17 protein-coding genes are annotated in these 14,454 nt (G+C 67.1%); 3 read left to right on the forward strand and 14 right to left on the reverse strand.

The genetic code is table 11. From position 1 onward, the window contains the following. Positions 1-98 precede the first annotated feature (98 nt). Positions 99-1,295, reverse strand: coding sequence for a replication-relaxation family protein (locus tag PSED_RS04125; protein WP_013673002.1), 1,197 nt, complete (start codon positions 1,293-1,295; stop codon positions 99-101). A gap of 334 nt (positions 1,296-1,629) precedes the next feature. Between PSED_RS04125 and PSED_RS04130 the strand changes: the two genes are divergently transcribed. Both PSED_RS04130 and PSED_RS04135 read left to right on the forward strand, forming a co-directional pair. Beyond that, positions 1,630-2,217, forward strand: a complete 588-nt coding sequence (locus PSED_RS04130; protein ID WP_267939128.1) for an alpha-ketoacid dehydrogenase subunit beta — start codon at positions 1,630-1,632, stop codon at positions 2,215-2,217. Continuing rightward, positions 2,214-2,447 carry a biotin/lipoyl-containing protein gene (locus PSED_RS04135; RefSeq protein ID WP_013673003.1) on the forward strand — a complete coding sequence of 78 codons (234 nt, stop codon included), beginning with the start codon at positions 2,214-2,216 and terminating at the stop codon, positions 2,445-2,447. The genes PSED_RS04130 and PSED_RS04135 overlap by 4 nt, the downstream gene beginning before the upstream one ends. A gap of 5 nt (positions 2,448-2,452) precedes the next feature. Here the strand turns inward: PSED_RS04135 and PSED_RS04140 are convergent, their stop codons facing one another. From PSED_RS04140 to PSED_RS04195, 12 genes are all read right to left on the reverse strand, one after another. Then, on the reverse strand, positions 2,453-3,424 hold the full coding sequence (locus tag PSED_RS04140; RefSeq protein WP_013673004.1) for an AraC family transcriptional regulator: 972 nt from the start codon (positions 3,422-3,424) through the stop codon (positions 2,453-2,455). Between the two features lie 146 nt (positions 3,425-3,570). Continuing rightward, entirely contained in the window at positions 3,571-3,861 is a 291-nt protein-coding gene (locus tag PSED_RS04145) for a putative quinol monooxygenase (protein ID WP_013673005.1), read from the reverse strand. Between the two features lie 19 nt (positions 3,862-3,880). Beyond that, positions 3,881-4,642 carry an iron-sulfur cluster assembly protein gene (locus PSED_RS04150; protein ID WP_013673006.1) on the reverse strand — a complete coding sequence of 254 codons (762 nt, stop codon included), beginning with the start codon at positions 4,640-4,642 and terminating at the stop codon, positions 3,881-3,883. A 27-nt stretch (positions 4,643-4,669) separates the two neighbouring features. Next, positions 4,670-5,911: an NAD(P)/FAD-dependent oxidoreductase gene (locus PSED_RS04155; RefSeq protein ID WP_013673007.1), complete on the reverse strand. Its 1,242-nt coding sequence runs from the start codon at positions 5,909-5,911 to the stop codon at positions 4,670-4,672. After that, complete coding sequence (locus tag PSED_RS04160) at positions 5,908-6,234, reverse strand: Rieske 2Fe-2S domain-containing protein (RefSeq protein WP_013673008.1); 327 nt, start codon at positions 6,232-6,234, stop codon at positions 5,908-5,910. The genes PSED_RS04155 and PSED_RS04160 overlap by 4 nt, the downstream gene beginning before the upstream one ends. Further along, entirely contained in the window at positions 6,234-7,286 is a 1,053-nt protein-coding gene (locus tag PSED_RS04165; RefSeq protein ID WP_013673009.1) for a ferritin family protein, read from the reverse strand. The genes PSED_RS04160 and PSED_RS04165 overlap by 1 nt, the downstream gene beginning before the upstream one ends. Further along, the gene (locus tag PSED_RS04170; protein WP_013673010.1) at positions 7,283-7,600 is read right to left on the reverse strand and encodes an MmoB/DmpM family protein; all 318 of its coding nucleotides are present in this window, start codon (positions 7,598-7,600) and stop codon (positions 7,283-7,285) included. The genes PSED_RS04165 and PSED_RS04170 overlap by 4 nt, the downstream gene beginning before the upstream one ends. After that, positions 7,597-7,905 carry a toluene-4-monooxygenase system B family protein gene (locus tag PSED_RS04175; protein ID WP_013673011.1) on the reverse strand — a complete coding sequence of 103 codons (309 nt, stop codon included), beginning with the start codon at positions 7,903-7,905 and terminating at the stop codon, positions 7,597-7,599. The genes PSED_RS04170 and PSED_RS04175 overlap by 4 nt, the downstream gene beginning before the upstream one ends. After that, positions 7,902-9,434: a ferritin family protein gene (locus PSED_RS04180; protein WP_013673012.1), complete on the reverse strand. Its 1,533-nt coding sequence runs from the start codon at positions 9,432-9,434 to the stop codon at positions 7,902-7,904. Before PSED_RS04180 ends, PSED_RS04175 begins: the two co-directional genes overlap by 4 nt. A gap of 43 nt (positions 9,435-9,477) precedes the next feature. Then, positions 9,478-9,954: a nuclear transport factor 2 family protein gene (locus PSED_RS04185; protein WP_013673013.1), complete on the reverse strand. Its 477-nt coding sequence runs from the start codon at positions 9,952-9,954 to the stop codon at positions 9,478-9,480. Positions 9,955-9,962: 8 nt separating this feature from the next. Beyond that, on the reverse strand, positions 9,963-10,442 hold the full coding sequence (locus PSED_RS04190; RefSeq protein WP_013673014.1) for a nuclear transport factor 2 family protein: 480 nt from the start codon (positions 10,440-10,442) through the stop codon (positions 9,963-9,965). Continuing rightward, positions 10,439-11,458, reverse strand: coding sequence for a DJ-1/PfpI family protein (locus tag PSED_RS04195; RefSeq protein WP_013673015.1), 1,020 nt, complete (start codon positions 11,456-11,458; stop codon positions 10,439-10,441). The genes PSED_RS04190 and PSED_RS04195 overlap by 4 nt, the downstream gene beginning before the upstream one ends. Before the next feature lie 260 nt (positions 11,459-11,718). Between PSED_RS04195 and PSED_RS04200 the strand changes: the two genes are divergently transcribed. Further along, positions 11,719-12,444, forward strand: a complete 726-nt coding sequence (locus tag PSED_RS04200; RefSeq protein WP_013673016.1) for a type 1 glutamine amidotransferase domain-containing protein — start codon at positions 11,719-11,721, stop codon at positions 12,442-12,444. 74 nt (positions 12,445-12,518) lie between these two features. Here PSED_RS04200 and PSED_RS04205 read toward each other — a convergent pair whose 3' ends face one another. Then, positions 12,519-13,499 carry an AraC family transcriptional regulator gene (locus tag PSED_RS04205; RefSeq protein ID WP_143770351.1) on the reverse strand — a complete coding sequence of 327 codons (981 nt, stop codon included), beginning with the start codon at positions 13,497-13,499 and terminating at the stop codon, positions 12,519-12,521. Positions 13,500-14,454 lie beyond the last annotated feature (955 nt).

The following is a 14,454-nucleotide window of genomic DNA, read 5'->3' on the forward strand; positions in this document are numbered from 1 at the left end:
GCCGTCATCGCTGTCGTTCTCACGGGATCACGTCATCGTCGGTCACCTCCTTTCGGGCAGGCGAAAGCGTGCGAGGAACCCTTGCGGGAACAGGAGATTCAGGCGGCCCAGCGTGGTCGCCGGGGACGCTGCGCCTCCGGCCGCGCCGGGGCTACCGGCGCGCGGTACACGTCGTCATCGTCTGCGTAATCGTCCGTGTCGTCGTAGAGCGTCACGTCGTCGAGGTCGTCATCGTCGTCCGCGTAGCCCGCCAGCTCGGCTGGTTCGGGCTTGGGTGTGTCGATGCGGCGCAGCATTTCCCGGTCGTGCGGGTCGAACGCCGCCTCGTTGAGCGGCTGGTCGGTGTTCGAGGCGCTGTGCTCGACGGAGGGGCCGCGTTGGGGCAGTTCGGCCAGTCTGTATCGGCGAGGCACGTTGTCGCCGCTGCGCGGCGTCCACAGGCCCCAGATCGGCCCTGCCGGGCCATCGGCGTGGGGGTAGGCGCCGTGGTCGCGGGCTGCGGTGGCGATCACGAGGCCGGGGTCGTGCCCGGCGAGGTCGCGGCGCAGTGCTGTGCGCAGGGCGATCTCCCGCCGGGCGGAGTGCACCGAAAACAGCAGGACGCCGAAGGCGTCGGTCGGGAAGTCGCGGTAGTCATCGATCTTGTGGATGACCGTGGTCAGCGATTCGGTGCCGGTGTCGTGTTCGAGGAAGAACCGCACCGTCCGCCCGTGCTCTTCCCAGCAGCCGTAGCCGTCCGGGCGCAGCCGGGTGTCCCGGCCACCGCCCAGGTACTTCACGAAGAACCCGGTGCAGCGGCGTTCGGACCACCATTGCGTCAGCCCACTGATCTCACCCTCGCGGCCCGCCTCCCGCAGGCGGGCGGGGTTGCGGTGGGCGGCGAGGGAGCAGAAGAAGTCGTTCACGCCGAGCTGGTGATCCAGCTTCGGCCACAGCGCGAGCCGTTCCAGGCTCTCGGTGTACGCCTTCGGCGACGGTGGTTTCTCCGCGCGCTGTGCCGCGATCAGCCGTGCGCCGAGGTAGCCCAGCGCGTAGCGCGTCTGGCTCGTCCCGCCGCGCACGTAGGACTCGCGGAACGCGAACACCACGCCCAACTCCCGCAGGTGCCGCAGCCGGTCCTGCGCGCGGCGCACCGACAGGAACTCGATCGCGGCGATCTGGTTGGTGGTCAGCACCTTGTGCTCGGCCAGCAGGGCCAGCAGTCGCAGCACCGAGATCTCGTTCCTGTGGATGACCGCCAACACCTCATTGGCGCTCGCCCTTCTCATCGCCGCAGTCGGCGCGACCCTGCTCACCCTGATCCTGGGCACCGCGCGGATCACCCAACTCCGTCGCCTGATCCGGAAACGCCGCAGCTAACCGAACCCTCGCGCCCCCAGCCTGTCCGCACAACGCCTTTGTGTCGCCAGCCGAGCGGCCCGCCAGGGTGGCGATGCCCGTTCCGGCACCACCGCCCCCGGCACTAGTAGGCCCGGTCGTCACCCAGAGTCACCGTTGCGGCTGCTGCGGGCGGGTTGGCGGTATCCATCGCGCCGAACCTTGGCGTGAGGGGCCTTCACGGAGACCGGCAGGCCGCTGACCAGCAGGTTTAGGTTCGTATACTGGCTTGTTGGGTGCACCTTCGCGCACCTGCCCGGCATGAAGGTGGTCGTGCCGAGTACGCCCGCGGACGCCAAGGGCCTGATGATCTCCGCCATCCGCGACGACAACCCGGTGGTCTACCTGTTCCACAAGGGGATCATGGGCCTGCCGTGGATGGCCAAGAACCGGCGCTCGATCGGCCCGGTGCCGGAGGACGAGTACGAGGTGCCCATCGGCAAGGCGAGCATCGTCCGCCCCGGCAGGGACGTGACGATCGTGACCCTGTCGCTGTCGGTGCACCACGCCCTCGACGTGGCCGACGAGCTGGCCGGCGACAACGTCGAGTGCGAGGTCATCGACCTGCGCAGCCTGGTGCCCATGGACACCGACACCATCCTCGAATCGGTTGGCCGGACCGGCAGGCTGCTCGTGGTGGACGAGGACTACCTGTCGTTCGGGTTGTCCGGCGAGGTGATCGCCCGCGTCGTCGAGCGCGATCCGACCCTGCTGCGCGCTCCCGCCAGGCGAGTCTGCGTTCCCGACGTGCCCATCCCGTACTCCCGCTCGCTCGAATACGCGGTCCTGCCGACCGCGGATCGGATCCGGCGGGCCGTGCTCGAGGTGGTCACCGCGTGACCGAGATCCCGTTTCCGATCATCTCCGACACCGACCCGGACGCCGAGGGGGTGGTCGCCACCTGGTTCGTCACCGATGGCGACCAGGTGCGGGAGGGCGACCTCATCGCCGAGGTGGCCGTCGACAAGGTCGACATGGAGATCCCGGCCCCCGCATCCGGCGTGATTCGGTTACTGGCCAAGGAAGGTGACGTCCTCACCCAGGGCACCGTCGTGGCCCGCATCGAGTGACCGCGCTACCCGGAGCTCCCGGCTGCTTGCTGCGCGTCGAGGCCGTTGCTCAGCGTGGCGAAGTCGCAGTAGGCGCGCGGTGACAGGCCGAACCGGCGGCGGAACTCGTTGATGAAGTGCGATGCGCTGGGGTAGCCGACCGCGCGCGAGATGCTGGCGACGGTACTGCCACCCGACACGAGCAGCTCCCGCGCGCGGTTCAACCGCATCTCCTTGACGAACTGGTAAGGCGACTTACCGGTGGATTCGCGGAACAGCGCGGTGAAGGCGGACGGGCTGAGGGAGACGTGCTCGGCCATGTCCGCCACCGACAGCGGCTCGGCCAGGTGGTCGCGGGCGTAGGAGATGGCACGGGTGACCGGGTCGTGGAACTGCTGGTCCGCGGCGATCTGCAGGAGCCGGGAGTACTGGTCCGCCTGCAGCACGCGGTACACCATTTCCTGCAGGTAGGCCGGGGCGAGGATGCGCCGGTCCGAACCGCTGGCCAGCGCGCGCAGGAACCGCAGGACGGCGCCCATCAGGCCGCAGTCCAACGCGGAGACGAACGCGGGAGCGGACTCGGCGGCCGGCGACGGTTCGGTCAGCGCGGCCGACCGCCACTCGACCATCTCGACCGAGACCTTCCGCACCACGGCCGGATCGATCTGCAGCACGAAGGACAGAAACGGCTTGGCGGCACTCGCTTCGACGATCTCCGCCTGGAAATGCAGGTGACTGTTGAGCACGAGGTAGTTCAACGGGTCGTAGCGGTAGGGCACGCCGTCGACGGTCACACATTTGCGTCCCTGCGCGACCACGCAAAGCGACAGCGACTGGACTTCCTCCCAGGTCGGCGCCGCCGGCTCGGCGAACCGGTAGATGGTCAGCCCTGGCCACAGCCCGGTGTTGGCCCCGAGTTCCGGGGCCCGCTCCAGCAACGCGGCGATGAGGTCGCCGGACGTCATCCTCTCTTCGAGGGCGCGCACTTCCTTGTGCATGCCACACTCCCCGCTCGCCAGCAGTCAGCACACCACGGCCGGTGAACCGCGAGCCGCGGTCACGCCGTAACCGAGGAGTTTACTCCGCCGGATGGCCCTCCGGGATGTTCGAGCGCGACGGCACGGGCTTGACCATGTAGGTGGCGTCAGTCGATCGTCTCGAAGGTGGCGACACTGCGCTCCACCAGGTTGGGAATGACCTCGCCGACGACGTAGGACTGAAACGCGTCACTCGCCTTGTGGTCCGCATAGCCGGAGGCGTCGACATACTTCTCGTAGACCACGAACGTGTCCGGGTCGTCGATGCTGACCTGGGCCTGGAAGTGCAGCATCTTCTCCTCGGCCCGATTGATCGGGGTCACCGTTTCCAGCACTTTCCTGATGTGCTCGGCCTGGCCCGGCTTCGCCTTCCAGGTCGCGATCACCACGTACGCCATTCGAACCTCCTGCGCAAGATCAGAAATTGGTGAAGCCGATTGCCCGCAGCTGCTCGCGGCCTTCGGCACTGATGTCCGCGGGCCGCCAGGTCGGCACCCACACCCATTCGACGAGGAAGTCCGAAACCAGGCCGCCGTTGTCGGTCAGCAGCACGGTGCGGATCTGATCCTCCATCACCTCGGTCAGCGGGCAGGCCGCCGAGGTGAGCGTCATGGTGATGGTCGCGACCCCGTTGTCGTCGACCACGACGTCGCGCACGAACCCCAGGTCGACGATGTTGACCCCGAGATCCGGGTCGATCACCTCGTACAGCGCCTCGCGGACGGTCTCGGCCATCGGGTTCGGTGTGACGTCCTGGTACGCGCTCGCCTGCGGGCTCGCCGTGGTGCCGGGTCGATCGGGCGGCGCGGGAGCAGTGCCCGCCTGAGTGACGTACAGCCCGGCCGGCTGGAGTTCGACGGACACATCGGCGGTGGGGCTGCTGATCCAGTCCGCGATGCCGTGTGCCTTGCGCCGGACGCGAACGATGTCCTCCGCCGGTTCGGCCGATCCACCCGCGACGACCAGCTGGTCCGCCGCGATACCCGCCGCGTCCGCCCGCGCGAGCGCCTTGTCGATCACCCGCGCGACCGGTTCGCAGGTCCGTCCTGGTCCGAGCCTGAGCTTGGCCACCGCTTTGACGGCCGGCAACCCTCGGACCGCTTCGAGCGCGACGCGGGCTTCGTCCGCGACGACCCGCGCCTGCTGCTCCCGGACGGCCAGTATTCCCATCGTGGTCATGGTGACTCCTTCTCCGACACTGGCGGCTCAAGCTCGGGCGGTGGCCCTCGGCGACCGCGGTATCAGCCGCTTGAGGGGTACCGATTCGTCGCGCAGTTGCTCGGCGGTCACCTCGTGCGGCGCAAAGAGCATCCGCCGCACCTCAAGCACGTCTCGGGGGCGGTTGAGGGAGATCACCGCTTGGATCCGGCCGTCGACAAGGGAGAACGCCGAGAAGTCGTGGTCCTCCAACGAGCCGCGGATGACGAGGTCTTCGAGGTCGGCCGGCCGGCCGACCGACTGCAGGCTGTGCTCGTACTGATCCGACCAGAACCAGTGCGCCTCGGCGAACGGCTCCGCCGAGCCGGTCAGATTGAGTGCCACATTGGCGCCCTGGCGCAGGGCGTTGTCGTGATGCTCCACCCGGATCGTCCTGCCGTAGACCGGGTGATACTGCGCTGCCACGTCGCCTGCCGCGTAGATATCCGGCGCCGAGGTCCGCCCGTACTCGTCGACCACGATCCCGCCGTCCGTCGCCAGGCCGGCCTCGGCGGCGAGTTCGACATTGGGTTCACAGCCGATCCCCACCACCACCAGGTCACACTCGACCCGGTGGCCGAGGTTGGAGGTCAGCAGCATCCCGTCCCCGGTGTGCCGGAGCTCGCTGATGTACTCCCCCGCCCGGATCTGCACCCCGCGCGACCGGTGGATCCCGGTCATCACGGAGCCGATCGTGGCGCCGAGCACCCGCGCCAGTGGGGTCGGCGCCGGATCGAAGATCGTCACCTGCTTGCCGAGCCCGACCGCCGCCGCGGCCACCTCGCACCCGATGAAACCCGCGCCGATGACCACCACCCGCTCGGACTCGGCCAGCTGCGCGCGAAGCCGCTGCGAGTCCGCGGCGGTCCGCAGGTAGTGCACCCGGTCGCCGTCGAACCCGGGCAGCCGCCGTGGCCGCACCCCGGTGGCGAGCACCAGCCCGTCGTACCCGAGCCGCTCGCCGGTGGACAAGGTCACCGACCGCCCCGGCACATCGATCGCGGTCACCCTGATGCCGACGCGCAGGTCGACAGACTGCTCGTCGTACCAGGCCGGCGGCCGCACCTGGAACTCCTCGAATTCGGTGGTCCCGAGCAGGAAGTCCTTGGACAGCGGCGGCCGCTCGTACGGCGGCTGTGGCTCGTCGCCGACCAGCACGATCTCACCGTCGAATCCGTGCTTGCGCAGGTGGGTGGCGGTGGCCGCGGCCGCGACCCCGCCCCCCACCAGCACATGACGCCGGGTGCTCATCCGACGTCCACCAGGATCGTGCCGTCCTCTTCGACCCGGCACGGGTAGGTGATCAGCTCGCAGTTGTCCGGGTTCGTGCCCTTGCCGCTGAGCGCGTCGAACGTCCACATGTGGCGCACGCAGGTGATGGTCTGCCCGTCGAAGTCGCCTTCGTCGAGGGCCCACGCCTGGTGCGGGCACCGGTTCTTGTACGCCCGGACCTCACCGTCGATATTGACGAGCAGGACCTTCTTGCCGTCGATCTCGACGCCCTCCATCTCGCCTTCCCAGAGGTCGTCGAGATGCATGGCTTCCTGCCACTGCCCGGTTATTGCGCTGCTCATCACCCTGCCCTCTTCCCTTCTCCGGCCGCCTCCAGCCCCTCGAACAGTCGCGCGTGGAAGGCTTCCCGCGCCGCCTTGGCCCCGGCCGCGACCTCGTCGGCCGCTCGACCGTGCTCCGGCCGGGTCTCCAGTAACCTGCCGAGCCCGTGTGCCGCCGCGTCCGCGACCGGGGTCCAGCGGGCAATCCAGCGACGGAGCACGTCGGCGTTTTCGGGTTTCTGCTGCAGGCAGAAGCCCGCGAGCGCGGCGCTCCACCGGTTGCGGCGATCGTTGTCCGCCTGCAGGAAGGACAGCAGCAACCAGGAGAGCTGGTCGCCGTTGTCGCGCGAGACCTCCGTGAACTGGCGGACCAGCACGTCATCGATGGTCGGTGCCAGCACCAGGTTGAGCGCGGTGAACGCCTCACCCCAGTCGTAGGCGATCAGTGCCTTCTCGATCGCCTGCCGTGCCGGCTGCCATGCCTCGTCGTTTTCCCAGATCCCGCGCTCGGCGGTGCCGATGCCCGAGTCCGGGTGGGCGAGCTGCAGCTCCCGGGTTCGGTACGCGGTGAGGGTCACCCGGCGCAGGTAGTCCGCGGTCGCGAAGCTGGCCGCGTTGGTGACGTACGACGTCGGCGCCATGTAGCCGATGTAGGCCTCGACCTGCTGGCATCCGTGCAGGAGGTAGCGGGACGGGGTGAACATCGACCCGAGCAGCGCGACCTGGCCGGGGGTGAGCGCCGAGTCCGCGTTCGCCTCGGCGAACTCCTCCAGCACGCCCGCGGTCTTGGTCTCGGCTTCGGCCTGCAGGTTGACGTAGGTCTTGTACGTCATCGAGTCCGGGTCGCGGAACTGCTCCCAGTCCTCCGCCTTGAGCGGTGAGTTCTCCCGGTAGGTGAGGAACCACAGGTTAGGCGGGGACGACGGGTTGTGCTCGAACGCCGACGGGCGGTTGGCACGCATCGTCCAGTTCTGCCCGTGCGTCACGATCTCGTACTCGCTCGGCATCCGGCGCACGTCGCCGAATGCGCTGAAGGTCCGGCGCGGGCGCGCCTTCCTCGGCTGACCGGTCATGACCGCGCTCCTTCCCTCGCCAAGGCGTTCTTCTTCGCCGACACCTTCTCCCAGGTGATCGAGTCACTCGTGGTGGTGATGCGGCCGTTGAAGGACGACATCATCGACTCGAAGGTGCGGATCTCGTAGTCCGCGCCGAGGTAGGCGCGGAGCGTGTCCTGGGTGACGACCAGGCGATCTTCGCCCTGCACCCGGATGTACGAGCCGCGGTCGATGACCTCGATCTCGTGGTCCGGGTTGTCGTCTTCGATGGCGGCGATGATCTGCTCGACCTCGTCGCCCATCCGCAGGATCGGCCCGACAGGATTCTTCATGACTTGCCCTTCGGGATGTCGTACTCGACGCGGACGTGATCCAGCGGCGCTATGCCCGCTTCGGCGACGGTCATCTCCGGTGGCAGGCGCCTGCCGTTGTGGAAGACGACCTTCTCGTAGGGCAGGGCGCGGACCCGCTTGCCCTCGACGTGGTGCGCGACCGCGGCCGCGACCTCGCGGACGGTGTCTGCGGTGGTCACCGGCACCAGGATCTGCACGAAGTCGTCGGCGAAGACCGCGTTCAGCGGCACCACCTGCGGCGCCTGGTCCTCGATGGGGAGCTCCACCGTGGCATTCTCGGTCATGACTGGTCACCCTTCGCCGTGCTCAGCGCGAGCCCGGTCGCCGGCCGGCCGGTGTAGTCCTTGGTCCATGCGGCGTAGTCGGGGTCGTCGCCCATCACGTCCGGGGTCATCCCCATGTAGTTGAGGATGCCGCCGACGTCCATCGGCTGGATCTGGCCGGCCAGGAAGCGATCGATCAGCGTCTCGTGGTTGACGTTGTCACGGTCCTTCCACCAAATCTGGCGGCACGCGTTGGTGCAGAAGTGATAGGTCTTCCCGCCGTAGGACAGGGACCAGTCACGCACCCGCCAGGTGCCGTCGCGCGACTGGGTGGCGTTGCACGCCGGCAGGTGGCACATGCTGCACAACCACGGCAACGTCTCGGGCAGCGTCGCTTCGACGTTGTTCGCGTTGATGTTGTCGATCATGGTGTCCCACTTGCCGCCGTACACCTTCTCCCAGTTGGGGTACTTCTCCTGCAGCCACTCGCGCTCGTCCTTGCTGACCCCGGCCTTCGGCCGCCACCACAGGGTCGGGCGCCAGTACCACAGGCCCATGTGCAGCCCGTGGTGCCAGGTGTCCAGGCCACGCATGAACTCGTCCCAGAACCAGGGCTTCTTCAGCCCGTAGTCCTCGATGGTGTGGATGAACTGGTCGATGATCCACTCCTCCATGAACTCCCGGTAGGACTGCTTCCGGTGTTCCAGAGGGGTGTAGTAGTCCATCGCCGGGCCGGTGAGCGCGGCGAACGCGCGAGCGGAACCCCAGAAACTGCGGTCGATAACCCATTGCGCGCGCACCGGGTCGTGCTCGACCAGGATCTCCATGGTCGGCCCGCCCTGCTGGGAGTGCCTGGCCTCGTCGGTCTGGATCGACGAAATCATGTTCGCGAAGTTGACGTCGCCGGACTCCAGCGCGTCGGCCGACAGCGCGACGAACTGGAGGTTGGTGAAGCCGGTCTCGAAGGTGAACGGCAGCTCGATCGCCAGGTCGACCACGTTCGGCGAGATCATCATGTTGTCGAAGAGGTTCCGCAGCGCGATCGGCACCCAGTCGTTGGTGTGGAAGGTCTTCTGCGTCCAGTCGTACTGCGGGTCCTTGCCGACGAACTCGTGCCCGAAGAAGGTGGTGATCTGCGCGTGGCGCAGCTCGTCCAGCTGACCGAAGGTCGCCATGTTGCGCCAGGCCCCGTTGAGGCCGAACCGAGCCATCTTCAGCTCGCCGAGGACCGCGGCGTACTCGACGAGGGCCACCCCGCCGAAGTGCATCTTGGTGGAGGATTTCCAGCCCTCGTCCAGGTTGTCGAAGGCGGTGGACCGCTGCAGCGCCGCCTTCACCGCGTACGCCGAGGCTTCCTTCTCACGCTGTGTCGCGACGTACTCAGGGTAGGTGACCTTGTAGTTCTCCTCCCAGGACAACCACGCCTCACGCGGCACCTTGCCGGTACCGCTGTGCCACTCCGGGAACACCGCCTCGTCGTCAACGTAGCGGAAGGTCCAGTCGACGTCACGAACGAAGTGCTGCCACTCTTCGCGTTTCAGCAAGGTCATTTCTCCGAGATTCCTTTCACTGCGCTGTGCAAGAAGGGGATTGTCAGTCGACTTCGAGGTGGCCGAGCTGGCGATTGATTCCGGCCCCATTCCAGTAAGCCTTGATCTTGTCGATGAGGCCGTTCTCGTCGACGTGGAAGATGAACAGGTGTGGCTCGCTGAACCTGCCACCCTTCGGTGCGGCGAACCCCCACGGGGACTGCTGTGTTCCGCCGATGTCGCACATCACAACGACATCGCCCTTGTCATTGGCGTCGATGCTGTGGACCACGTTGAACAGATCGGGAAAGGAGTTGATCAGGCCGCTCCAGATGACCTTGCCGACGGTGCGCACCTTGCCGTCCCCGCGCAGCACCCGCTGCTTGCCCCACACCTCGTACGGGATATAGGAGAAGTCGGCGTTGTCGGTGCACATCTCGGTCATCGTCTCGACGTCGTGGCGCGAGTACGCCTCGAAGAACGCGGCGACCACATCGGCGGGGGACGTGAGCTCTCGGGTTGCTGGTTCCGTGGTAGTCATGGGAGTCCTCACACAATCGCGATCTGGTCGAGTCGTTTCACGGCAAGGCGGCGGTAGAGCTGGTTCTGGCACCAGTAGACGTGGATTCCGACGATGTGGTCACCGTCCACTGTGAACCGCCACGCCTGGTCGACGTCCAGGTGCTTCTCCTGGTTGACCGCGCCGGCGTAGTCCGCGGCCTGGGTGCCCTCGACCTTGAGTTCCGCTGTGACCACCGAGCCGGTTTCGATGACGTCCTTGATCACCAGGTGCAGATCGGGGAATGCGGTGACGATGTCCGTCAGCGCGGTGCGGATGTCGTCGAAGCCGCCTTCTCGGACATCGAGGGGAAAGATCTCCACTCGGACTGACTTGTCCACAACAGACAGTGCTGCCTCGACATCCCTGAGCTGGAATGCGTTGAGGAATGCCCTGACGGTCTGTTCCGGCGTAGTGTTCACAATCCCTTGCTCCTCACGGGGAATCGACTTGCGTTTGAAGAGCTTCATCGGATCTGGAGTGCCTTGAGGACAGCGTCCGCGGTGGCCTCGGTCGATGCGGGGTTCTGACCGGTGATCAGATTGCGGTCGACCACCACATGCGAGACCCACGCGGCCGGGCCGTCGTCGAACACCGCGCCGGCGTTCTTCAGTGCGGTGTCCACGTACCACGGCAACCCGAGCTTGCCGGGGGCCGTCTGGTCCTCCTCCTCGTCGGTGAAACAAGTCATGCGGTAGCCGTCGAACAGCCACTGCCCGTCTTCCCGCTCCGGCGCGGACAGCAGCAGGGCGGGGCCGTGGCACAGCGAGGCGATCGGCGCGGTCTTCTCGTGCAGGATCGTCAGCAGGCGGGCGACGTGCGGGTTGTCTGCGAGGTCGACCATCGGCCCGTGCCCGCCTGGGGCGAACACGGCATCGAACTCGGCGAGCTGCTCGTCGGTCAGATCGGCCAGGGAAACGGGATTGCGGAAGCCCGGAATGGCATCGAGTCGCCTGCGGCGCTCCGCGGCGAGCGCCCGGCTCGCCTCGTCGAGCTCGTCGACGGCCGCCTGGATCTCCGCACGGGACAGACCGCCGTCGATACCCTCCTCCACCATCACGTCGATCAGCTGGCGGTCCTCCCGCCACGCGATCTTCGCCGCCTTGCTGACCAGCGCATGCGCGTCGCTCGCCGACATCCCGCGCTCCTTGAGTCGCGCCGCGATCCGGCGCGCCGCGACCAGACCCTGTTCGGTCATATGGTGCAGCGTCACCCGGACGTCGTCGGGATCCTGGTGGAACGTACGGGTGACGGAGGCGAAGTAGTCCTGGTCCTCTTCGGGATAGTGGAAGAAGTTCTCGAGCCCGTACGGGTCAGCGAAAGGCTCGCGGCCGTCCGGGGTGACCACTACGACGTCGGCGCCCGCGGCAACAAACCGTTCGTACGGTTTCAAGGCTTCTTCGGCGAAGTAACCGGTGGGATGCAGTGTGCCGTCTGCGAGTTCGATCTCGCGAGCACTCGAGACCAGGTAAGCGATACGCGGCATGTCAACTCCAGGTGAACGGCTGGTTATCGAAGACCGTGGCGGAACGGTACCCAGCGTGTGATCCGGCTCGCATCGAAGATTCCTACGAGAGTTGTGCGGATTCCGACACGGTTGGGATGGGTGTGTGGATTCCTGCTGATCTCTGCAAGATTCAGCCGAAGGAGCTGACCGTTCAGGTTCGCCGCGATTAGGGTCATAGCATGTTTCCGCGTGCGTGGCGCCGCGGAAACCTCATCACATCCGACGCAGAGAGGCATTCCATGACGCGCGTACTGTTCGCAGTGTCCGGAAAGGACTACTGGACGCTGGCCGACGGCACCCGGCACTCCTGCGGTTTCTGGCCCGAGGAGCTGGCCGTTCCGCACCAGGTCTTCCGCGCCGCCGGTTTCGACATCACGATCGCCACCCCTGGCGCCGCCGTCCCGACGGCGGACGAAGCCGGTTTCACCGCGGCCATGAACGGGGGTTCGGAAGAGCCGGGCAAGCGATTCCGCGCATACCTCGACAGCGTCGCCGCCGAGCTCAACTCGCCGGTGGATCTGGACGAAGTGGACGCCGGCGACTTCGACTTCGTGTTCGTCCCCGGTGGACACGGGCCGATGGAGGATCTTGCCGTGTCGGAGAAGTTCGGCGCGCTCGTCCGCAACTTCACCGACGCCGGGAAAGCGGTCGCGGCCGTCTGCCACGGCCCGGCCGCCCTGTTGCCGGCCAAGGACGACAACGGAAACTGGCTGTTCGCGGGCCGTCGGGTCACCGGCTTCAGCAATGTCGAGGAGGGGCAGGTCGGCTTCGCCGACAAGGCCCCGTGGCTGCTGGAAGACCGGCTCATCGCCAGCGGCGGCAAGTTCGAGAAGAGTGGCGGCCCATGGGAACCGCACGTGGTGGTGGACGGGAACCTTTACACCGGACAGAATCCGGCGGCCTCCGAGCCGCTGGCGGACCAGCTCGTCAAGGCGCACAGCGCGGTGCTGGAAACCGCGAAGTAACGCGGATCGCTTCCGCCGTCACGAGGCCGTGCTTGTGGGGCACCCTGCCGCCCCACGAGCACGGCCTCTCGTCGTCAGCCCTTCTGGATTCGCAGCTCATGACTGAGCGACTGCAGATCGCAGTACGCACGCGGGGTCGCGCCGAACCGGTCGCGGAACTCATTGATGAAATGGGATGCGCTCGAATAGCCGACCGCCCGCGAGATCTGCGTTACGCTCAGCTTGTTCTCGATCAGCAACTCCCGCGCGCGGTTGAGCCGCATCTCTTTCACGAATTGGTAAGGCGACTTACCCGTGACGTCGCGGAAGAGATGAGAGAACGCGGACGGGCTGAGTGAAACCTGCTCCGCCATGTCGCTCACCGTCAGGGGCTCGGACATGTTCTTCCGCACGTAGGAGATGACCTCGCTGACCGGGTTGCTGGCGGCCTGGGTGGCGGCGATCTCCAGCAGCCGGGAGTACTGCTCCGCCTGCAGCACCCGGTAGACCATCTCCTGCAGGTAGACCGGCGCCAGCACCCGCCGGTCGGCCCCGGTGTGCGTCGCACGGAGGAACCGCATCGCCGCGCCCATCAGGTTACGGTCGAGCGCGGTGACGAACGCGCGCTCCGGCTTGCTCTCCACCGGCCGCCCGAAGGTCGTGGTGCGGCGGTCGAGGATGTCCGACGACACCCGCCGGACCAGGGTGGGATCGATCTGCAGGACGAAGGACAGGAAGGGCTTGGCCGGGGTGGCTTCGAGGATCTCGGCCTGGAAGTGCTGGCTGCTGCTCAGCACCAGGTAGTTGAACGGGTCATAGAAGTACTGCTGCCCGTCGACCGTGACGCATTTGCGCCCCTGCGCGATGATGCACAGCGACAGCGACTTGACCTCGGCCCACTTCGGCGCGGCCGGGTGCGTGAAACGATAGAACGTCAGCCCTGGCCATCCCCCGTTATTGCCGCCGAGCTCCGGGGCACGGGATCGGATCTCGGTGAGCAGGTCACCCGAGGTGTGGATCTCGTCGAGCTGACGAAGCATTTCGGTCATGTCGGCATCTCCCGTGGTGTCGATCATCGAGCCCGGCGTCCGATCGAGGAGTAGCCGACTGGGCTGCGAGTGCCGCGCTCGGTTCGGCCGGGGCCAGTGCCGCGTGCGACTCGGCGGGGGCCAGCGATACCGCGCTCGGTTCGGCCGGAGCTACCAGCGCCCCACCACGCGGCTGGGCCGAGGCCGGTGCCACGCCGTACCGCTCACCTGCAGGTACCAGCGCCGCTGCGTACGGCCCGGTCGGGACCACCTCCGTCGCCACGTGCGGCTCGACCGGAGCTACCAGCGCCGCGCCGTATCGCTCAGCGCTCGCCCTAGCCGCCTGAGCAGGCAATTCGAGCTCGACCGGTAGTCCAATCACCGCATTCCTCCCCATGCAGGTTCCCGGTGCGCACCCCATCCCGTGCGGCACTGATCGACATTACGGCTGGCCGGGGACCGCGATGATGTGGATTCCTGCTGAGTTCGTGCGGATTCCGACTGGATCGCCGTTGGCGGGGATTGGCCGTGGGGCGAGGCGTTGCACCGGACGTCGGGTGCCAGGCGGTATCGGCGTTCTGGGAGAGGGATGGTTGAGTTTCGGGCACGCCTTCGGCGCACCGGTGGGGATTCGCGCTCGTATGCTCATCATGGCGGGGTGGCTGGTGGCGCGAATTCCCACCGGATCGCATGCCCGGTCACCCTAAGTACCGGCGCTCGTTGCGGAAATCCACCCAACGGGCGGTACGCCAGTCGACCCCGCCCGCCGCCACGGCCGCGACGTCCAGTTGATGGACCAGGGCGAGGGCATGGTCACCCTCACCTCAGACCAACCGGTGGCGGTGGGGGCGGCGACCTATGGGCGGGTCGATGCCGAAGCCCGCCGCCGCAAACCCAGCGAATCAGACAAAACCCGCACACCACCTGCACCCACACCCGAACCCGCGCCCGACGCCAAGCCCGACAACGAACCACCACCCTTCTAACACTCCACGCCGAGCAA

The organism is Pseudonocardia benzenivorans CB1190 (assembly GCF_000196675.2).
Lineage (GTDB): Bacteria > Actinomycetota > Actinomycetes > Mycobacteriales > Pseudonocardiaceae > Pseudonocardia > Pseudonocardia benzenivorans.